Source organism: Microbulbifer sp. ALW1 (assembly GCF_009903625.1).
Classification (GTDB): Bacteria; Pseudomonadota; Gammaproteobacteria; order Pseudomonadales; family Cellvibrionaceae; genus Microbulbifer.
On the sequence record NZ_CP047569.1, the window covers coordinates 2,166,155 to 2,187,460 of the forward strand.

13 protein-coding genes, 1 pseudogene and 1 riboswitch are annotated in these 21,306 nt (G+C 56.9%); of the genes and pseudogenes, 4 read left to right on the forward strand and 10 right to left on the reverse strand.

Features of this window, described 5'->3' with window-relative positions; all coding sequences use genetic code 11:
- Nucleotides 1-4: 4 nt before the first annotated feature.
- A complete protein-coding gene (locus GRX76_RS08885; protein WP_160152993.1) occupies nt 5-1,246 on the forward strand; it encodes a sodium:proton antiporter in 1,242 nt (413 codons plus the stop codon).
- Between the two features lie 236 nt (nt 1,247-1,482).
- Here the strand turns inward: GRX76_RS08885 and tdh are convergent, their stop codons facing one another.
- The 5 genes from tdh to GRX76_RS08910 all read right to left on the reverse strand — a co-directional run bounded on the left by tdh (nt 1,483) and on the right by GRX76_RS08910 (nt 7,644).
- A complete protein-coding gene (gene tdh / locus GRX76_RS08890; RefSeq protein ID WP_160152994.1) occupies nt 1,483-2,508 on the reverse strand; it encodes an L-threonine 3-dehydrogenase in 1,026 nt (341 codons plus the stop codon).
- Between the two features lie 9 nt (nt 2,509-2,517).
- Complete coding sequence (locus tag GRX76_RS08895; protein ID WP_160154890.1) at nt 2,518-3,717, reverse strand: glycine C-acetyltransferase; 1,200 nt, start codon at nt 3,715-3,717, stop codon at nt 2,518-2,520.
- Nucleotides 3,718-4,012: 295 nt separating this feature from the next.
- A complete protein-coding gene (locus GRX76_RS08900; RefSeq protein WP_160152995.1) occupies nt 4,013-4,228 on the reverse strand; it encodes a hypothetical protein in 216 nt (71 codons plus the stop codon).
- Between the two features lie 79 nt (nt 4,229-4,307).
- A riboswitch (SAM-I-IV-variant riboswitch) is annotated at nt 4,308-4,442 on the reverse strand.
- A gap of 65 nt (nt 4,443-4,507) precedes the next feature.
- The gene (locus GRX76_RS08905) at nt 4,508-5,941 is read right to left on the reverse strand and encodes an aldehyde dehydrogenase family protein (protein ID WP_160152996.1); all 1,434 of its coding nucleotides are present in this window, start codon (nt 5,939-5,941) and stop codon (nt 4,508-4,510) included.
- 62 nt (nt 5,942-6,003) lie between these two features.
- A complete protein-coding gene (locus GRX76_RS08910; protein ID WP_160152997.1) occupies nt 6,004-7,644 on the reverse strand; it encodes a 5-guanidino-2-oxopentanoate decarboxylase in 1,641 nt (546 codons plus the stop codon).
- Between the two features lie 258 nt (nt 7,645-7,902).
- Between GRX76_RS08910 and pdxH the strand changes: the two genes are divergently transcribed.
- Nucleotides 7,903-8,541: a pyridoxamine 5'-phosphate oxidase gene (gene pdxH / locus GRX76_RS08915; RefSeq protein ID WP_160154891.1), complete on the forward strand. Its 639-nt coding sequence runs from the start codon at nt 7,903-7,905 to the stop codon at nt 8,539-8,541.
- Nucleotides 8,542-8,725: 184 nt separating this feature from the next.
- Here pdxH and GRX76_RS08920 read toward each other — a convergent pair whose 3' ends face one another.
- On the reverse strand, nt 8,726-9,850 hold the full coding sequence (locus GRX76_RS08920) for an acyl-CoA dehydrogenase family protein (protein WP_160152998.1): 1,125 nt from the start codon (nt 9,848-9,850) through the stop codon (nt 8,726-8,728).
- A 15-nt stretch (nt 9,851-9,865) separates the two neighbouring features.
- The gene (locus GRX76_RS08925) at nt 9,866-11,065 is read right to left on the reverse strand and encodes an acyl-CoA dehydrogenase family protein (RefSeq protein WP_160152999.1); all 1,200 of its coding nucleotides are present in this window, start codon (nt 11,063-11,065) and stop codon (nt 9,866-9,868) included.
- 684 nt (nt 11,066-11,749) lie between these two features.
- Here GRX76_RS08925 and GRX76_RS08930 point away from each other — a divergent pair.
- Nucleotides 11,750-14,038 (forward strand): TonB-dependent receptor, encoded by a 2,289-nt coding sequence (locus GRX76_RS08930; protein WP_160153000.1) that lies wholly within the window; start codon nt 11,750-11,752, stop codon nt 14,036-14,038.
- Between the two features lie 108 nt (nt 14,039-14,146).
- Nucleotides 14,147-15,124 (forward strand): NAD(P)H-quinone oxidoreductase, encoded by a 978-nt coding sequence (locus GRX76_RS19270; RefSeq protein ID WP_160153001.1) that lies wholly within the window; start codon nt 14,147-14,149, stop codon nt 15,122-15,124.
- 238 nt (nt 15,125-15,362) lie between these two features.
- On the opposite strand, the pseudogene GRX76_RS08940 reads toward GRX76_RS19270, so the two are convergent.
- The 3 genes and pseudogenes from GRX76_RS08940 to xseA form a co-directional block, all read right to left on the reverse strand.
- Nucleotides 15,363-17,030: pseudogene (locus tag GRX76_RS08940) on the reverse strand (transporter substrate-binding domain-containing protein); the annotation flags it as partial.
- 456 nt (nt 17,031-17,486) lie between these two features.
- Nucleotides 17,487-19,757, reverse strand: coding sequence for a transporter substrate-binding domain-containing protein (locus GRX76_RS08945; protein ID WP_160153003.1), 2,271 nt, complete (start codon nt 19,755-19,757; stop codon nt 17,487-17,489).
- A gap of 92 nt (nt 19,758-19,849) precedes the next feature.
- The gene (gene xseA, locus GRX76_RS08950) at nt 19,850-21,205 is read right to left on the reverse strand and encodes an exodeoxyribonuclease VII large subunit (RefSeq protein ID WP_160153004.1); all 1,356 of its coding nucleotides are present in this window, start codon (nt 21,203-21,205) and stop codon (nt 19,850-19,852) included.
- Between the last annotated feature and the right edge of the window lie 101 nt (nt 21,206-21,306).

The following is a 21,306-nucleotide window of genomic DNA, read 5'->3' on the forward strand; positions in this document are numbered from 1 at the left end:
AACCATGGAAGGCGTAACCACACTGGTCGGCCAGGGGTTGTATATGGCAGTTGCTGCGGTAGCCGGGCTATCGATTGCGCGCATTTTGAAACGGGACAATACCCTAGGTTGCCTGATTGCCGGGGTGCTTGCGGGCATGCTGCTGCCGGTTTTCGACTACGACACCGGGTTGCGTGCCGAAAACCTGCAACAACTGGTATTTTTCGTCATCCTGCCGGTATTGATCTTTGACTCGGCATGGAAAATAGATCCCGACAAACTGTTCCGCTGGTTGGGTCCAATCCTGCTGCTGGCCACCGTGGGCGCAGTGATCTGTGCTCTGATTACCGCGATACTGGTTTACTACGGCATTTATCATCCCAGCGGGTTTCCTTGGCTGGCCGCACTGCTGACCGGCGCTATTCTAGCGGCTACCGATCCGGTTGCGATTGTTGCCCGGTTGCGAAAAACCAGCGCTAATGAAGAATTACTGACATTAGTCGAGGGCGAGAGCCTGTTTAACGATGCGGTGGCGATTGTGCTTTTCTCCCTGGTGCTGGGCATTGCCAGCCACAGTGCCATGGAGGGATCGGCGGCAACCGGAGAAGCCATCAGCGGCGCGGGTGGTTTTGCGCTTTATTTTGCGGTGGTTTTCTTTGGCGGATTGGCGGTGGGTTCGCTTTGCGGGCTGGTGACGGCGATTGTGATTCTGTTTTTACGCTCTGCGGGTGCCGCATTGATGGTGCTGGTACTGGCGGCGTTTGGCAGTTTCTATCTGGCAGAACATGTTGTCGGTGTATCCGGAATTATCGCGGTCATGCTGTGCGCCATTGTGGCGAGGGCTTGCCTGCGCGAGCAGTACGAAACTTACCTGAGCCATGCTGAACCCACCTGGGAGTGGCTGAGCTTGCTATTTAATGCCCTGATCTTTGTGATCATGGGGCTGGTGATTACCTTCGAGATGTTTTCCCACCAGTGGTTGGCGATGATCATCGGGATTGTTGCGGCGATTGGTGCACGGGGCTTTGCAGTATTTCTGTTGGCGCCTTTTGCGCGTTATGTGGGGCCGCCGATTCCCGCGAACTGGCGTTTGATTTTGAGCTGGGGCGGTTTGCGGGGGGTAATTGCTGTGGCGCTGGTGTTGTCACTACCAACGGAGTTGCCTTACTGGTGGACAGTGCAGTCGATGGTGTTCGGGGTAGTATTGTTTTCTTTATTGGTGCAGGGGACTACGAGTACTCGCTTGATTCGGCAGCTGGAATCTTAGGTGTTTTGGCTCTGGGTATTGGGTGCCTGGTTCCCGCCGTGTAGCGGGCGGGCGATGGGTATCTGTTTTCAAAACCGCTGTGAATACATCCCTGTACGCTGCGTCAGCGACGTCCCTGTCGCTGACGCTTTTGAAAACAGATCCCCATCACCCACCCTTCGCATCGAAGTTCTGAGCTACGTAAAAACCCTGCTTCAGTGCTAACTAAACTCTTAGCCTGATTGACGGTGAGTAATTTATTGCCAGTTAAGAATCACCTTTCCGGATTCCCCGGAGCCCATGGTGTCAAAACCAGTCTGGAACTCATCTACCGGGAACTGGTGCGTGATGATCGGAGACAGGTCGAGGCCGGACTGAATCAGGCTGGCCATCTTGTACCAAGTCTCAAACATTTCGCGACCGTAGATTCCCTTAAGAATCAGGCCTTTGAAGATTACCTGGCTCCAGTCGATTGCCATCTCACCTGGGGGAATCCCCAGCATTGCAATCTTGCCGCCGTGGTTCATGGCCGACAGCATATCGCGGAAAGCGACGGCGACACCGGACATTTCCAGCCCCACGTCGAAGCCTTCCGTCATGCCAATATCCTTCATCACGTCAGAGAGTTTCTCTTTCGCGACATTGACGGTGCGGGTAGCCCCCATTTTCTTCGCCAGTTCCAGACGATACTCGTTGATATCGGTAATGACCACATGGCGCGCGCCTACGTGGCGCGCAACCGCGGCGGCCATGATACCAATGGGGCCGGCGCCAGTGATCAGGACATCTTCGCCCACCAGGTCAAACGACAGCGCCGTGTGCACGGCGTTGCCGAACGGGTCGAAAATGGAAGCCAGTTCGTCGGAAATATTGTCCGGGATTTTGAAGGCATTGAGTGCGGGGATTACCAGGTATTCCGCAAACGCGCCCTGGCGATCCACGCCCACACCGTAGGTGTTGCGGCACAGGTGGCGGCGACCGGCGCGGCAGTTGCGGCAATGGCCACAGGTGATATGGCCTTCGCCACTAACTCTATCGCCCACTTTAAAGCCGGCCACTTCCTGGCCCATACCGACCACTTCACCCACATACTCGTGGCCCACCACCATGGGTACCGGGATGGTCTTTTGCGACCACTCGTCCCAGTGGTAAATGTGCATGTCGGTGCCGCAGATGGCGGTCTTGCGGATCTTGATCAACAGGTCGTTGTGACCTGGCTCGGGTACCTCGACATCGGTCATCCAGATGCCGGGTTCAGACTTGAGTTTGGATAATGCTTTCATAACTACCGCTTAAATAATCTCGAGTTCTTTGCCGACTTCAATAAAGGCATCAATGCAGCGGTCCAGCTGCTCGCGGGTGTGCGCTGCAGACATCTGGGTGCGGATGCGGGCCTGGCCCTTGGGGACCACCGGGTAGAAGAAACCCACCACGTAAATGCCTTTCTCCAGCATTTTGTCGGCCATCTTCTGTGCCAGTGCGGCATCACCGATCATGACCGGGATAATGGCGTGGTCGGCACCTGCGAGAGTAAAGCCCGCTTCGGTCATACGCTTGCGGAAATACTGGGAGTTTTCCTGCAGTTGTTCGCGCAGCTCGCCGCCTTCCACCAGCATGTCCAGCACTTTCAGGGAGGCGGTGACGATGGCAGGGGCTACCGAGTTAGAGAAAAGGTAGGGGCGCGAGCGCTGGCGCAGCAGGTCGATGATTTCCTTGCGGCCGGAGGTGAAACCGCCGGAGGCGCCGCCGAGGGCTTTGCCGAGGGTGCCGGTGATGATGTCCACGCGCTCAACCACGTCGCAGTATTCGTGGGTACCGCGGCCGTGGGCGCCCAGGAAGCCTACCGCGTGGGAGTCGTCCACCATTACCAGGGCATTGTATTTGTCTGCCAGGTCGCAGAGGCCTTTGAGGTTGGCGATCACGCCGTCCATGGAGAAGACGCCGTCGGTGGCGATCAGTTTGGTTTTGGCGCCGGCGGCGTCCGCGGCTTTCAATTGTTCTTCCAGGTCTGCGAGGTCGTTGTTGGCGTAGCGGAAGCGCTTGGCTTTACACAGTCGCACGCCGTCGATGATGGAGGCGTGGTTGAGGGCGTCGGAGATGATGGCATCGTCCGGACCCAGCAGTGTTTCGAACAAGCCGCCGTTGGCGTCGAAGCAGGAGGTGTAAAGGATGGTGTCTTCGGTCTGCAAGAATTCGGACAGGCGGGATTCCAGTGCCTTGTGGATGTCCTGGGTTCCGCAGATAAAGCGCACGGAGGCCATGCCGAAGCCGTACTGGTCGAGGCCTTCTTTGGCGGCTTCGATCAGGTCGGGGTGGTTGGCGAGCCCGAGGTAGTTGTTGGCGCAGAAGTTGAGTACCTGGGTGTCATTGTTGACCTGGATCTCGGCGCTCTGCTGGGAGGTGATAATGCGCTCGCGCTTATAGAGGCCATCCGCCTCAATCTGTTTGAGTTCGTCGCGCAGGTGCTGGAAAAATTGCTCGGGCTTGGACATGGCGTTTTTATTGGCTCCTGTCAGTGCTTTTGGCAGTAGAGAAATAGAGCGGGCATGAACAACTTCGGTGGCGGTGCCGCTACCGGGTGTGCCCTTGTGAGACACGCCGTAGACCCATCCATGGGGGCTCGGCTGCGGCCGTCCTGGCCGCAGACGGTCTCACAAGGGCACACCCGGTATCGACACCTGCGCATAAAGCTCAAACGTTGATTCACCAACGTTGAAAATTCAGCCGTAAGTGTAGGTTGGGCGCTCTTCTATAACGAGATTGCCCCACCGACACGTTTCATTCGGTTTATCCCACCAGTTCACAAGCCTTGTGGGCGGTGACCGGTGCGTCGCTGGCGCGGCAGTGGGTAGCGAAGGCCAGCGCGTCTTCCGTTGAGTCGAACAGTAGTTGCCACAGCAGAAGCTTATCGCTGCGTTTGACTGCCCTTACGGCCGTGCGGCTGCGCTGGGGGGCAATCTGGATTTCGATAACGTCGGTGCTGGATAGCGTAAAGTCGGACATGTTCCCTCCAAAAATTCTGGAGGGCTGACGGCGGAAGAGGCGATTCGTCAGTAAAAATCGCATCCCGGTAGGATTGCAACGCTGTAACCATAGTTGGTCCAGCGAGAGCCCCATCCTCTCCACAGGCTGTAACTGGTTACAGTCTGTGACGAGAAACCACCTTGCCCCGGTAGGCAGGTTGGCGTTGGCGTCAGCCACTCTCTTGATGTCGGGGGCAAAGATAGCGGCGGCGGAACAGGCAGTCAACCGCGCCGCCTGTTGCGGCGGCGCGTCAGGATTTTATCCGGGAAGTTGTACGGATTTCAGTTCAATAAACTCGTCCAGACCGGCTTCGCCGAACTCGCGGCCATTGCCGGAACGCTTGTATCCGCCGAACGGGACATCGTAGTTGAACTCGCCGCCGTTGACGAAGCAGAGGCCGGCTTCGATGCGGCGTACCACGGGCATGGCGGCCTCGGCATCTTTGGCCCAGACACCGCTGGAGAGTCCGTATTCGGTGTCGTTGGCAATGCGGATGGCTTCGTCCAAATTCTGGTAGGGAATCAGGCAGGTGACCGGGCCGAAGATTTCTTCGCGGGCGATGGTCATGTCGTTGGTGACGTCGGCAAAGACGGTGGGTTTGACGTAGAAGCCTTTGGCAAAACCTTCCGGAATTTCACTGCCACCGGTGACCATGCGCGCACCTTCGTTGAGGCCTTTTTCGATATAGCTGCGCACGATTTCCCGCTGGCGTGCCGAGGAGAGGGGGCCCATAAAGGCGTCTTTGTCGGTGCCCATGGCAATTTCCTCGGCCACACGTTTGGCTATGTTCACCGCTTCTTCGTAGCGCTCTGCGGGTACCAGCATACGGGTCAGGGCGGTGCAGGTCTGGCCGCTATTGATAAAGACATCTTCGCAGCCCCAGCGCACGGCAGCTTCCAGATCGGCGTCGGGGGTGATGATGAAGGGCGATTTCCCGCCCAGTTCCTGGGTGACCCGTTTGACGGTCGGGGCGGCATTTTTCGCGACTTCGATACCGGCGCGGGTAGAGCCGGTGAAGGAGACCATGTCGATGTCGTTGTGGCTGGAAAGTGCGGCGCCGACAATGGGACCTGCACCGGGCACCAGATTGAAGACACCCGCAGGCAGGCCGGCGGCGTCGATGATTTCCGCCATCACGTAATCCTGCAGCGGCGTCATTTCCGAGGGCTTCTGGATCATGGTGCAGCCCGCCGCCAGTGCCGGTGCCACCTTGCCCACGAATTGGTGCAGAGGATAGTTCCAGGGTGTGATGAAACCGCAAACGCCCACAGGTTCCCGCAGCACGACTGAGTGCGCGGCTTTTTCCGTTTTTTCCATCAACTCCGCGCGGTCGGCGTAATAGCGCATGGCGTAAATGGGGCCGTCGATATGCAGCCATTCGGTGATGTGTGGCGGGCAGCCCAATGCCTGGGATACGGCGTCGATCAGGTCCTGTTTGCGCGCTTCCATACCGTCGGCGATGGCGTGCATCAGGGCCTGGCGTTTGGCCGCGCGGCTGTGGCGCCACTCCTTGAAGGCGGCCTTGGCGGCGGCAACCGCGTCGTCGACATCTTCCAGTGTGCCCTGGATGACTTCACACAGGACTTCTTCGGTGGCGGGATTAACGACGGCGTGCAGGTTGCCGCCCTTGGAGTCGCGCCATTCGCCGTTGATATAGAGCTTATCCGTTGGCAGTTTGTTCAGGTCTGTCATGGTTCTTCCACTGAGTGTATTTTGAAAAACGTTATCGCCAGGTTATCCACTGCAACCCTGGTTTAATTCGGAGCGGTGATTTCGATCAATGTCGGCGTTTTCCGAGCAAATGCGGAGGCCACCGCTTCGCTCAACTGTTCCGGCGTATCGATTCTGCAGCCCTCGGCGCCCATGGCGCGGGCGAGGGCGACGAAGTCCGGCGCGCGCAGGTTGACGCCCTCCTGCTCTACTGCTGCTTCGTCCATAAAATCGCGGATTTCGCCGTAGCCACTGTTGTTCCACACCAGGATCGGCAGCGTCAGTTGCTGTTCCACCGCGGCCGCCAGTTCACCCAGGGTAAACATGATGCCGCCGTCGCCAATCAAACCGATTACCGGGCGCGGGCTGGCCAGTGCTGCGCCGATGGCTGCGGGCAGGGCAAAGCCCAGGGTGCCGTAGCCGGTGGTGCAGGTGAGGTGACTGCGGGGCTGGAACAGGGGCAGGGCGTGGTTGGTGTTGTAGGCCAGCTGGGTAGAGTCGGTCACCAGGATGCCGTCTTCCGGCAGCGCATCGCGCAGCGCCTGCACCCAGGGGTAGCGGCCCTCGGATCCTGGCCACCATTCGCTGCGGCAACCGCGGATCAGCTCTTGCACCTTCGCGGCGACACTTTGCTGCTGTTTTTCACTGGCTTCAGGCAGCACGCGGAGAAGTTGTTCGATGGTGGTCTTGGCGTCGGCACAAATGGCCAGGTCCGGCGTGGCGTTGCAGGTCAGTTGTGCCGGGTCTATATCGACGCGAATTAATTTGCCGTTGAAACGATAGTCTTCGCGCACCAGGTTGCGATCGGTTTCCGCAAGCTCCGTGGCAATGGCCAGCACCACGTCCGCATTTTCAATATGCTCGCGCACGCCGTTGAAGCTCAGGTTGGCGCCGCCGCACAGCGGGTGGCGCTCGTCGACAATGCCTTTCGCCGCCAGTGACTGGAATACCGGTGCCGCCAGTTTTTCCGCCAGTGCCGTAGTGGCTTCAGCGCAGTGCTGGGCGCCGCCGCCGAGCAGGATGACCGGGCTCTTGGCACCTGCCAGCCACTTGGCGGCAGTCTCGACGGCATCGGGACCCGCGGCGGGCAGCGTGGGTGCGGGGGCGGCGCGGTAGTTGCCCAGCTGGCCGGGCATCGGTGCGGGAAACAGGTCGATGGGAATTTCGATATGTACCGGGCCCGGGCGGCTGGCACGCATCACCTGGAAGGCGCGCGCCAGGGCTTCTGGCAGTTGCTCAGCGGTGGAAAGCGTATGTTGCCAGACGCAGAAGCCGCGACTGACATCCTGCTGATTCGGCAGCTCGTGCAGGCGCCCGCGACCCATGCCCAGGTCCTGGCGGCGGTTGACTGCGCTTATCACCAGCATTGGAATGGAGTCGGAATAGGCCTGGGCCATGGCGGTGGCGGCGTTGGTGACGCCGGGGCCTGTAATCAGGAAGCAGACGCCGGGCTTGCCACTGGCACGGGCGTAGCCATCCGCCATAAAAGCCGCACCCTGTTCGTGGCGCGGGGTGATGTGGGTCAAGTCGCTGCCGGGGAGACCGCGATAGAGTTCGATGGTGTGAACCCCGGGAATACCAAATACGGTATCTACACCGTACTGGCGCAGCAGGTGCATCAGCACCTGGGCACAGCTGGGAGATGTGTTCGGTTGCTCGGTCGCAGGATGGTCAGTTGATTGCATTGGCGGCATACCCTGAATTTTTTATTTCAAACGGTTACAAGCCCGTCATTGCGCTGGAGCCTACCGGGCATAAAAAAGTCCTGCAAGCACCCGCAGAGTCTGCGTCTTATGCACAGAATTCGCGGGATAATTGAGTGTAGTCACCGGGCATGGCGGGGAAAATTGCGCGAATTTGGATTTGGCACGCAACTGCGTAAACTTGCTGCCAGGTAATTTTGAATTCCCAGTACGAGAATCAGCAGTAAGGATATGACAGCGATGGAAATTGATCAGTGGCGACGCGAGTATCTTCAGGGCGGTTTGGAGCGCGGTGACCTGGCGGGTGACCCGATGAGCCAGTTCAACGCCTGGCTGGAAGAGGCCGTGCGGGCCGATATTTCCGATCCCAGCGCGGTGTGCCTCAGTACCGCGGATGCCTCCGGTCAGCCGTCCCAGCGTATTGTGTTATTGAAAGGCTTTGATGCCCGCGGCTTTGTGTTTTACACCAACCTCAAAAGCCAGAAGGCCTGGGATATTACCGCCAACCCCAAGGTATCCCTGCTGTTTCCCTGGCATTTCCTGGAGCGGCAGGTCATCGTCCGCGGTGTCGCCGAGCAGTTAACGGACGAAGAGGCGGATGCCTATTTCCGTACCCGCCCGAGAGATAGTCAGATAGCGGCCTGGGCTTCCCATCAGAGTGATGCGATTGTCTCTCGTCAGGTATTGGAAGAGCAGTTCGAGGCATGCCGCCAGCGCTTTGATGGCGATGAGGTACCGCGGCCGGAATTCTGGGGGGGCTACCGTGTTGCGCCCCATGCGGTAGAGTTCTGGCAGGGCAGGGCGTCGCGGTTGCACGATCGTTTCGTGTTCCGCGCCATGGATGACGGCGAGTGGCAGGTGGAGCGATTGAGCCCCTGATGTCATCCTTGATTTAGCACTTGATTGAGTCCTGATCGCGTATTGATAGCGAGTATTGATAGCAGTATTGATAGCAGTATTGATAGATAATGCGATGGAGTCGCGAGCGGCATAGCCTCCCTGCTATGCCGTTTGTCGTTTTCGCTTTTACCTATACCTTCCCGATTCAGCTTCCCGACTCCAGTCAGGCGCTGATAAAGCGCTGGGTATGGTAATCGGTGCTGCCAAACAGATACTGGATGCTGGTCAGGCGCTTGAACAGGTGTGCCACATCCAGTTCATCGGTCACCCCGATACCGCCGTGCAACTGCACCGCTTCCTGTCCCACCTTGCGTGCGGCCTTGCCAATCCGGCTTTTTGCGGCAGATACCGCTTTCGGCGCCAAGCCGTCGTTGGCATCCAACTGCATCGCGGCCATCATCAGGATCGAGCGCGCCTGTTGGCATTCAATAAACATATCTGCCATACGGTGCTGCAGGGCCTGGAAGCTGGACAGGCTGGTACCAAACTGTTTGCGGGTGCGGGTGTACTCCACTGTTTTTTCCAGCGCACTTTCCATGGCGCCCACGGCTTCAGCGCAAATGGCGAGGGTGGCGCGGTCGATGATTTTTTCGATCGCGGGCAGGGAATGGCCTGCGCGTCCAAGGAGATTGGCTGCGGGTACGCGTACTTGGTCAAAATAAATTTCTGCCGCGTTGTGGCCATCGACCGTTTTATAGCTGTTGCGGGTAACACCCGGAGCTCTGGCGTCCACCAGCAGTAGGCTGACGTTCTCGGCATTGTCGGCATCGTCGGTGCGCACGGATACCAGCAGGGTATCGGCGGCAGCGCCGTTTAATACCAGGGTTTTATGCCCCTGCAGGACGAAGTCGTCCCCATCCACTTTGGCGCTGGTGGCAATATTGGCAAGGTCAAAGCGATGTTGTGGCTCCGCGAATGCAAACGCCAGTTGCAGGGAGCCTTCCATCAGGGGCAGCAGCCAGTCGTTTTTCTGCGCTGGTGATCCCGCCTCGGCAATCAGGCCCCCGGCCAGAATCGCGCTGGCCAGCAGCGGTTCGACGACCATCCCTTTACCAAACTCTTCCATGACCACAATCAGGTCGACCGCGGATCCGCCCAGGCCGCCGTCCTCCTCGGAAAAGGGCACCAGCAGCCAACCCAGTTCTGCGAACTGCTGCCAGTGATCGCGATTGAAGGGCGCGTTGCTGGTTACGGTTTTCTGGCGATGTTCAAAGGCGTAGTCCTGGCGAATAAACCGAATCACACTATCGCGCAGTAGTTGTTGTTCTTCGCTGAAAGAAAAGTCCATGGGGATTTCCTCCGGTTACAGGCCCAGCACGGCCTTGCAGATAATGTTTTTCTGGATTTCGTTACTGCCGCCGTAGATGGATGACTTGCGATTATTGAAATAGCGCAGCCAGCTGTTTACCGCAGAGTCCGATCCCACCCGTTCGCCATCAAATCCTTCGTCCAGTTGCCAGGGGACATAGGGCATGCCGCCACAAGAGGCAATTTCCGCGTGCAGCTCATCGATGGACTGGGCCAGCTCTGTGCCTTTGATCTTAAGGATGGAGGACTCGGGTCCCGGCGCCTGGCCGGTGCGAATGGCGTCCAGGGTACGTAGCTCGGTGTACTCCAGGGCCAGGAGTTCAATTTCAACTTCGGCAAACTTGTGCGCAAACACCGGGTTATCCATCAATGTGCCGGCACTGTCAGGGGTGCTTTCGGCCAGCTGACGGGCTCTCTGTAGCTGACAGCGGGACTGGGCAACCCGCGCTATGTTGGTGCGCTCGTGGGTCAAGAGTACCTTGGCGTAGGTCCAGCCTTTGCCCTCATCGCCAATTCGGTTCTCTACCGGTACCCGCACATTGTCGAAGTGGACTTCATTGACCTCGCGATAGCCGTCCAGGGTCAGAATAGGGGACAGGGAGATTCCCGGGGTGTGCATGTCGATCAGTAAGAAGCTAATCGCTGTCTGGTTTTTCTCTGCGGGCGCACCGGTGCGTACCAGGCAGAAAATCCAGTCGGCGTACTGGGCCAGGGTGGTCCAGGTTTTGGTGCCATTGACGATGTAGTGGTCGCCGTCGCGGTAGGCCGTGGTTTTTAGCGAGGCCAGATCGGAGCCGGCATTGGGTTCCGAATAGCCCTGGCACCACCATACATTGCTGGCAAGAATGTCGGGCAGAAAGCGCTGCTTTTGCTCCTCGTTACCAAAGGTGAAGATCACCGGTGCCACCATCTTCATGCCGAAGGGGATAACCTCTGGTGCACCGGCGAGGGCACATTCGGTTTCAAAAATATTCTTTTGTGTGGCGGTCCAGCCGGTACCGCCGTACTCCTCTGGCCAGTTGACGGCGGCCCAGCCTTGCTGGTGTAGAATTTTCTGCCATCGCACGCAGTCTTCCTTTTCCAGGTGCATGCCGAGCAAGGTTTTTCGACGAATATCTTCCGGCAAATTTTCCTGTAAAAACTGCCTTACTCTGCGGCGAAATGCCTGCTCTTCCGGTGTGTACTCGCTGTTCACAATCGAGTGCCCCCAATACTTGTTCTGGATGTGTTGGCTTACAGATTGGCGCCTGCGACAAACCTGTGCCACTACCGCCGGGGTAATGGAAGCCGTCGCGGATTCGATTGAGGATTTTTACCTGCTTCCCGGTCCGGTATCCGCCCTGGCCGTGAAATTGGAGTGTGGCGGTTGACCGGCAGGCAAACTTTACCGAAGAGGTTATGGTGTGAAGGTAGCGCCGGGCACACACTCGATGATGCCAGCTGACCTATTTGTACAGTGGATACTCATTATTATTCTGTGCAATAGGGGGTGAGCGATAAACTGTTACCTAAGGAATCACTCATTCTCGCGATTGCTGCCCCGGTAGCAATTTGGAGAAGTCCGGAAACAAACCCCGGTGGTTTCTGATTGTGACGGCAGAGTCATTCATGTGGGACTATTTCCGTAACTTACGTTTTGCGTTGTTCGGGATAAGCGGAATGAATTACTCAAAAAAATAAACTTTTGTAACGGAAAAACCTCTAGTAGTCTTTCCACTGTCGACCTCAGTATGCGGTGGTTCACGGGGTCGATAGTAAACAGGACGGTTTGCTGGACTGATTCGCTGGTAGGGATCAACAGCGAGCGGTACAGTAGCGATTACCGCAGTTCTGTTGCTGGAAATTACATAAAAATAACTCGGTGCAATGGAGAGAAAACATGGGAAGCCAATCTGACGCTTTCACCTCACACGACTGTTCCAATACAGCGAAAGTCAAAACATCCAATTCCAGGAATCTGGTACTGGCCTCGGCCTGCTCCTTCGCTGCGATGTCGCTTGCATGCGGTGTGGGTACGGCGCAGGCCGCAGGCAACTCTGTCGATACCCTGCTGGAAGAGGTCCAGGTTGTTGCGCGCAAGCGCGGGGACGCTGAGCGCCTGCAGGATGTCCCTGTCGCAGCGACGGCCTACTCTGGCGACCAGCTGGAAGCCCTGCAGACCCGCGATCTGGAAAGCCTCGCATTCAAAATGCCCAATGTGCAGATGGATGATGCCGGCACCATCAAAAGCACCGCCAACTTCACCGTGCGCGGTCTGGGTGTGAACAGTTCCATCCCATCCATTGACCCCACCGTGGGTGTCTTTGTCGACGGTATGTATATGGGGATCAACGCCGGTGTAATCCTGGATCTTTTCGACCTGGAAGGGATTGAAGTACTACGCGGCCCCCAAGGGCTCCTGTTCGGGCGCAATGTCACCGGCGGTGCGGTGGTGGTCAAGACCGCCAAGCCCACCGAGGAGTTTGCCAGCAAGATCCGCTTCTCGACCACGGCACAGCAGGAAACCAACCTGGCGGGTACTGTTTCCGGCAAGATCAGTGAATCCGTTAATGGCCGCCTGACCGCTTACTACAGCGACGACAAGGGTTGGTTTGAAAACAAATTTAATGGCAACGATAACCTGGGCGCTTCCACCACCTGGTTTGTGCGCCCCAGCTTTACCGTTGACCTCGGTGAATCTGCCGATCTGATCGTGCGCCTTGAGTCTGGTCATGTGGACGCGGACGGGCCCATCGGTCAAAACCGCGGTGATTTTTCGCCATTGATCGCGGCATCTGTGGGGGTCACCGACTGGGACAACAGTGAAGACTCCTTTGAGGTGGCAATTGACAACGAAGGCTGGGCTGAAACCGACTGGACCCAGGCGATTGCCGAGTACAACCGGGATGTGGCATTCGGCAGCGGTACCATCACCAACATCCTTGCCTGGCGGGATTACGAGACCGATGGTGAAGGGGATATCGACTCCCTGCCGGTACACCTGTTCCACTCCTATAGCCTGATTGACCAGGATCAGTTGAGTAATGAGCTGCGCTACTCCGGTCGCTTTGGCGCCACCGCGATTACCAGCGGTGTCTACTGGTTTACCCAGGACCTGAAATATATCGAAGAGCGCAATCTGCTCGGTGGCGCGCTGGTGATGGCCGGTGGTGGCGTTCAGGATCACACTGCAATGGGTGTCTTTACCCAGGCTGACATCGACCTGAACGATTCCTGGGTACTGACTCTGGGCGGCCGCTATTCCAGCGAGGAGAAGAGTGCCGATATCGCCTCCATTATCCCCGGTAATGGTTGTGACCGGGACGGTTGCGCCACTTATGACTTCAGCGATACCGAGGAGTGGAGTGCCTTTACCCCGAAAGTGGGTATGCAGTGGCTGATCAGTAATTCGGCGCAGGCCTATGCCGTGTGGACTAAAGGTTTCCGCAGTGGTGGCTACAACATGCGCAATACCGCCTTTGGCGAATCCCCGGGGCCGACCGATCAGGAAGAGCAGAACAGCTTCGAGATTGGTGCCAAGACCCAGTGGCTGGATGGCCGGGTAAAAACCAATATGGCCTTGTTCCACAACACCATCGACGACATGCAGCGGGAAGTGAACCTGCCCAGTGCCACCGCCGGTGTTGCCCAGCTGATTCGCAATACCGCCGACGCGACTATTCGCGGCGCCGAGTTTGAAATGATGGCCGGCTTGACCGATTCACTGCTGATGACCATGAATGTGGGTTATGTCGATGGTGAGTACGACGATATCTGGCTGGATCTCACCGGTGACGGTGTGGTGGACGGTGCAGACTACGGGCTGGAAATTCCCCGTCTTGCCCCCTGGACTTATGGCGTAGGTATGGTGCACGACCTGCAGTTGGGCGGCTGGGGCGCACTTACCTCGCGGATCAACTACAACCACCGCGACGCCTCCGCCTATACCGACAACAACGCCGGTATGCTGAGTGAAGTGGAAATGGTGGACTTCAGCATCGGTTTCACCCCGGATTCCGGCAGTTACCGCTTGGCGCTGTTCGGCAAAAACATGCTGGATGAAGTTAGCGAAGGTAACGATACCCAGCTGCCGGGTATGTTGGGACCGGTAACTCTGGGCCCCAACTCTACCTTTACGCCGATCAACCGCGGTCGCATCGTGGGTATCGAGCTGAACTACGACATCTGAGTTTTACCTCACCTCACCTCCAGTCTTTTAGCCCGGCTCTGCCGGGCTTTTTTGTTGTAGCATCTGTTGCACTGATTACTGCAGAAAATACACAGTGGGAGAAAACGGATGCGCTATATCGATCTGCCCGAAAGCGGTGGCCCGGAAAGCATGCAACTGGTCGAGGGACCATCGCCCCAGGTTGAGCCAGGGCAGGTGTTGATCAAGGTGGCCGCGGCTGGCGTCAACCGCCCGGATATCGTCCAGCGTGCCGGCTTTTACCCACCGCCCCCAGGGGCCTCCCCGGTTCTAGGGTTGGAAGTCGCCGGTGAAGTAGTGGCCGTCGGTGAGGGTGTCAGCCGCTGGCAGGCAGGAGATCCTGTGTGCGCTTTGACCAACGGTGGTGGCTATGCGGAATTGGCTCTGGCGCCGGAGGAGCAGTGCCTGCCGATCCCCGCGGGCTTGGGTGCGATCGAGGCGGCCGCGTTGCCAGAAACGTTTTTTACCGTTTGGAGTAACCTGATACACAGAGCGAAACTGCAACCCGGCGAGGTACTGCTGGTGCATGGGGGTTCTTCCGGTATCGGAACTGCAGCGATTCAGATTGCGCGGGAGCTGGGGGCCAGGGTTCTGGTTACCGCTGGTTCTGCCGAAAAATGTGCGGCCTGCAAGGATCTGGGCGCAGAGCGTGCCATCAACTACCGTGAGCAGGACTTTGTAGCGGCTGTCATGGAATACACCGACGGCAAAGGCGCCGATGTGATTCTCGATATGGTCGGCGGAGACTATGTCGATCGCAATATACGTGCGGCCGCCAAAGACGGCCGCATCGTCAATATCGCGTATCTCAATGGGGCCAAAGTCGAGGTCAATATGCTACCGGTGATGCTGAAGCGACTGACCCTGACCGGGTCGACCCTGCGCCCGCAGTCACCGGAAGTAAAGGCCACTATTGCCCGGGACCTGGAGAGGAGAGTGTGGCCGCTGATAGAGGCGGGCAAAATTCGTCCGGTGATGGCGGCCACGTTTGCACTGGAAGACGTGGCGGACGCACATCGGTTGATGGAGTCGAGTGACCATATTGGCAAAATTGTGTTGACGCCATAATCGTCGCCAACAGACTCCCTTGGACAGCTACCGCGCCTAAAATCAGTTCACCGGAAGCGACATTAGTGTAGGCCTGATAAAGCCTGCTGATCTTACGTACGTAGGCGACAGGTTCTGAGCCGCGCACATAGCCGTAGCGCGCCTGTTGAAAGTGCTTCGGTTCGGAGAGCTTGAGCATGGCAACCTCCACATTGTCGAACCATTTGTTGGGATCGAGACCGATACTTTTCGCAAGACGTTGGGCATCCAAAAGGTGACCTAGCCCGGCATTGTAAGACGCGAGGGTAAACCAAAGCTGCTCACTGACAGGGAGGGGGGCCTTGAAGCGGTTGCGGACCCACTCCATATATTTAACGCCAGCCTTGACGTTCTTTTCCGGGTCGAAGAGTGGTGGCGGAAAGCCCATATCTTCACCCGTGCGTGGCATGACCTGCAAAAGTCCCTGGGCGCCTACTGGTGATACCGCTTTCGGGTTGAAGTTACTCTCCTGCCACATCTGCGCGACAATCAGGCGCCAGTCAAAGTTATATTCAAGCGCCGATGCCTGCACAATCCTGTCGTAGGGAGATAGTGCCTCACCTGGTATCACCCGCGCAGAGATTCTTTGCACCAGATGCTTGTCCGGCTCGAAATAGGCCGCGAGCAGGTTGTCAAACTCTTTGCTTTTGCTAAATCCCTTAATAAACCGATCGATCTGTCGCAAGAGGTCTTTGTGTCCCTGCTTGACCATCCACCCCTGTTGTTGGCCCTCGCTAACCTGCAGGCCGATGAGCAGTTCCGGGCGTAGGGCCGCCTGAATATCGGCGATGTATCCGTCCTCAATAGTGGCCTCAAAGTGTCCCTCGGCGACTTTGTTAAGCACTTCCTCAAATGACATTTCGGCGGGGGCTACTTCGACATTTATATCGACACCGTGCTCACGCAATTTTCGCGCGGTTTGGATAAATGAGGAATAAGCGCGCAGGGTGATAGTTCTTCCCCGCAAGTCGTCAAGGGTTTCGATTTTGGGGTACTTCCGGTTGCTGATGATTTTCTCGGTGGTTTCGATAAATGGCGAGCTGAAGGTTACTCCCCGGTCGATACGGCTCTGGGTTATCGTTGTGGAGGCGCCGGCAATATCCGCTCGCCCATCGACCACCCAATCCACAAGGTCTTCTTCGTTGGGGACCACAACGATTTGTAACTGCAGTTTGTGCTTATCGGCGAAAGCCTTTGCCATGTCGTAGTCAAAACCGCGCAAGACACCTTTCCACAGGTAATAACTGGTGGGACCGTTATAGGTGGCGAAACGTATCACCCCCGATTCTTTGATGGCGTACCAGTGGGATGTGCGTTCCGGAACAGCATTGACCAGCGTTCGGGTAAGGAAGTTATTAATGCGACTTTTCAGGCGCACTGCGTCTTTGCGGATAGCCCAGGCGATATTTTGCTGCGGTCCCACGGTGGCGCCAATCTTCAAATCATCGCGGTACTGCAACGTTTCTTCTGCGAGGTTTCGATGCAGGATGGTCACCGCGTTGTCTACTTCAGAAACCATGTCAAACACGGTGTCTCGTTTATCCGTCAAATATACTTCGCGGACCGAAAGGTTGGCATCGGGATATTCTGCAACGAGTGTGTGGGCCCGGTCGGCGTAGGTGCTACCGGCAAGGACGATAAATTCCGTCCCCACCAGATTTTTCATATCACTGATGTCTGGACCATTTTTTCCTGAAAGCAAAACATCTGCAGTTTGTAATATTGGAATACTGAATCCCACAGTTTCCTGGCGTAATGGCGTGATACTCATATTTTCTGCAACGATATCTACTTCGCCATCCTGTACCATGCGGAGTGCCTGTTCCGGAGATTGAGCAATATACCAGCGTGTGGGAAGGCCGATTCTTTTGGCAAAGTCTTCAGCCATTTGTCGGTGTGTCTGATTGACGATTGTTTCACGGGGAAGTATCGGCTGATTGTCACCGGTCAAACTGACGAATCGGATTAGACCACGCTTTTTGATCGCGGCAAGGTCTCCCTGTTCGATATAGTTTTCGTTTGCGGTACGGTCTGCGGGTAAAGTCTTCTGTTCAATATCTTTCACAGATACATGCGGGGCGGGTGCGGAATCGCGTTGATCGCATGCGGCAATGCAGAGGGTCAAGAGTGCTATAAGCAGCGCGCCGAGGAGAGCTGCACGGCGATTTAACTGAGTTTTTTCTATTGCAATAACTATTCCCACTTTAGTGCCCTGAGACGTTAGTAGTTTCCATTGCCAAGCTCTATGTTAAGGTCGTCGCAGGTAATATCCGATGAGCTGCCTTGCGGCTATGGATGTTGCACCTGGCAGCTATGAAAACTTACTAAATCCTGGTTGCTTGACTTAACGGAAACCTGTGTGTACTGGGAATTCGCAGCGCGATATCCAGAAGAGCGGGTTGCAATGCATCGTACTCGGCGCGCGACTGCGCGGTATGTGAGTAAAATTCGGCACATAGCGCAGACGCAATGCAACTTCCCCCGGAGATATGTCTGTGTAGGCGCGGTAGAGCTTGCTGATGTTATGCACATACTGAACCGGCTCAGCGCCGCGCACATAGCCGTAGCGCGCTTTTTTGAAATACCGCGGTTCTGAGAGTTTGAGCATCGCGGTTTCGACATTTCCGAACCAGACATTCGGATCCAGGTTCAGGTCTTTTGCCAGGCGCTGCGCGTCGTACAAGTGGCCAATGCCGGCGTTGTAGGCAGCCAGGGAAAACCACAAGCGGTTTTCCAGGTTGATGTCGTCATCAAAGCGCTCGCGTATCCAGCTCAGGTATTTGACCCCAGCCTCGATTCCACGCTTGGGTTCAAACAGCGGTGGTGGATACCCAACTTCCTCAGCGGTACGCGGCATAACCTGTAGTAACCCCTGGGCACCTACTGGCGACTCTGCATTGGGGTCAAAGCTGCTCTCCTGCCACATCTGGGCAACGATCAGACGCCAGTCAAATTCGTGCTCCTGCGCAGAGTTTTTTGCGAGTTTGTCGTAAGGCGATAAGTCTTCGCCCGGCCTGATCCGGGTTAGTATTTTATCGCTGACTGCCTTATCTGGTTTGAAGTAGTAATTGACTTTTTTTGCGTACTGTTTGGATGCTTTGAACTCTTTGATAAAGGTATCGATTCTCTCCCGCAGGGATTTGTTTTCCTTGAGAACCATCCAGCCTTGGGGGAGTGGGTCACTGACCACCGGACCTGCAGTAAGGCCCTCTCGCAGAGCAGCGCCTACTTCTGCGGCACTGGCGTCGACAATGGTGGCATCCAGCTCGCCTTCTGCGACCATATTGACGATTTGCTCATAGCTTACTGCCGGCTCGGCCAGCTCTATCTTCACCTTGATGCCGCTATCCTGTAGCGCTTTTGCGATGCTCTCAAAAATTGAAAAGGCGCGTAGGGTAAGGGTGCGACCATTCAAGTCCTGGACAGTTTTGATTGGCGGTTTGGCGCTGTTACTCAGGACCTGCTCGGCCATTTCGATGTAGGGCGTGCTGAAATCGACTCCGCGGGCCTTGCGCTCTTCGGTGATGGTGATCGAGGCACCCGCAAAGTCACCGCGTCCCGCCTTTAGCCACTCGATCAGTTCCTGGTCATAGGGTACGACAATCAGCTCCAGTTCAAGGTCGTGCTTTTCGGCGAAGGCTTTGGCGAGGTCGTAATCGAAACCCATCAGGGTGCCTTTCCACATGAAGTAACTGGTGGGACCGTTGTAGGTGAGAAAGCGGATCACCTTGGATTTTTTGATCGACGCCCAATCGGACTTCCTTTCAGTCGGCGCTTTTACCATTTTCTTGGTGAGAAAGTTGTTGATGCGCAATCTGAGTTCGGGGGAGTCTTTGCGCATGGCCCAGACAATGTCTTCTTCCTCACTGAGGAAAGCGCCCGCCTTGAAGTCGTCCCGGTAGCCTTTTACCCCCTGCACAATATTACTGTCGAGAATGGTGACCACGTTTTTTCGGCGGTTGATATTGTCGAGCAACTGGTCGACGGTGTCGTTTTTCTGCAGCTCGCGCATCTCAAGCTCGGCGCCAGGAATTTTCTGTTTCAGCGCCTGGGCGGTGGCAACATAGGTGCTGCCCGACATGATGGAAATAATAATATTGTCGAGTTTGTCCGGGTGCTCAACGTCAGGCCCGTTTTGCCCTGTCACCAGTTGTTGGCGGGCGTTCGCTATGGCCTCTGTCAGGTCAAAATTCTGTGCCCGCTCCTCGGTGCGGGTTAGGTTTCCAGTAAAAACATCGGCGCGGCCATTCTTGATCATTTCCAGCGCCTTTTCCGGTGAGGCTGCTGCGATCCAGTGTGGTTCGAGCTTGAGTCGCTTGGCGAGGTCTTCCGCCAGTTGATAGTGCAAGTGGGTCACGATTGCCGAGCGGGGAAGCAGATCTTCTTCGCTGGTAGCCAGGGTGACAAAGCGGATACTGCCGCGTTTTTTCAGCGCGCTCAGGTCTCCCGATTCATCGTAGTTCTCGAAGCGGGTATCCCTTTCTTTTTTGAACTCTTGCGGTGGTTCATTTCCCGGTGCGGGGGAGGGGGCTTTATTGTCGCACCCGACAATCAATCCGCAGAGAGTGAGTATCAAGACTGGCAATAGCAGGTGTTTGGAGAGAATCGCGCCCATGAATTACTCCGCTTTGGCAAATAAAGCGATTCAGCAATCCTAGGGTCGCCGCGGAGAAATAGTTGTGAGGTGCGAAATGGCCGCTGCTGCAATCATTCAACCACAGCAGTGATTTCCCCTTCAGCCAGCCTGGCGTGGACTCTTTGTCCTGAAATCACATCCTGGGCACGACGTATGACCTGTTTCTGTTCATTCTGGACAATCGCGTAGCCACGATCCAGTACCGCCAGGGGACTGACACTGTTGAGCAGCTGAGCGGAAAAGCCTAGCTGCTCGCCCTTGTGTTGCAGCAGGGACACAATGGATTTGTGCAGGCGCTGGGTTTGCTGTGATAGTTGTAACTGCGCACGCTGCAACTGTTGTCGAGGGTGAACTTGCGCCAGGGCACGCTCCAGTTGTGCCAGTTGCAGGGTGTTGGCCTGGGTGCGACCGCGCATTGCCGCCTGTAGTCGAATCTCCAGATGGTCCAATCGCTGCGCACGGTTTTGCAGTTGCTCCCGGGGGTGGCGGATACGGTTGCCTACCAGCTGCACCTGCTGTCGCAAGTGGCGCAGTTGCAACTCCATGGCGCGTGTCAGCCGCCAGCGAGCTCCCTCGATTTCCTCGCTGAGTGCGGCGGCGTTGGCGCTGGCGATCTCCGCGGCGGCAGAGGGGGTGGGCGCGCGGACATCGGCTACCAGGTCGGCGATCGTGGTATCGGTTTCATGTCCCACTGCGGAAATGGTGGGGATCGGGCAGGCGGCCAGGGCACGGGCAACAATTTCTTCGTTAAACGACCACAAGTCCTCGAGCGAACCGCCACCGCGTCCGACGATCAACAGATCGTGACGTTGCAGTCGCCCGGCAAGCGCAATGGCGTTGGCAATCTGCTGGGCAGCACCCTGTCCCTGCACGGCGACCGGGATCAGCTCGATTTTCGCGGCCGGGTAGCGTCGTCCCAGTACCTGGATCATGTCCCTTACCGCGGCACCCGTGGGGGAGGTGATGATGCCGATGGTGGTGGGCAGGTAGGGCAGGGGCTTTTTGCGTGCCAGTTCGAACAGTCCCTCAGCCTGTAACTTGGCTTTCAGCATTTCCAGCTGGCGCATCAGGGCGCCAAAGCCCGCTTCTTCCAGGTGCTCGATAATCAGCTGAAATTCACCGCGCCCCTCATAGAGGCTGACCCGGGCGCGCGCGAGCACCTCGCGACCATTGCCTGGCTGGAAGCGCACACTGCGGTTGCGGCCTTTGAACATGGCACAGCGCACCTGGGCGCGAGCGTCCTTGAGGGTAAAGTACCAGTGGCCGGAGCTGGGTGCGGCGAAATTGGAGATTTCGCCGCTGATCCACAGCAGCGGCACGCTGCCCTCAAGCAGATGTTTCACTTCCCGGTTGAGCTCACTGACGGACAGCACGGGGCGGCCGTCGGTGGGGAGTGGGTTAGGTGCGCTGGGGGGAGTGTGTAGCATCTGGGACTCTTCAGGACGGTTTCAGGCGGCCAATATTGCAAGGATGGGTGCCCGCGTAAAGAGATTTGCCAATCTAGACTAAATAGGCTTTTGTTTCCGAG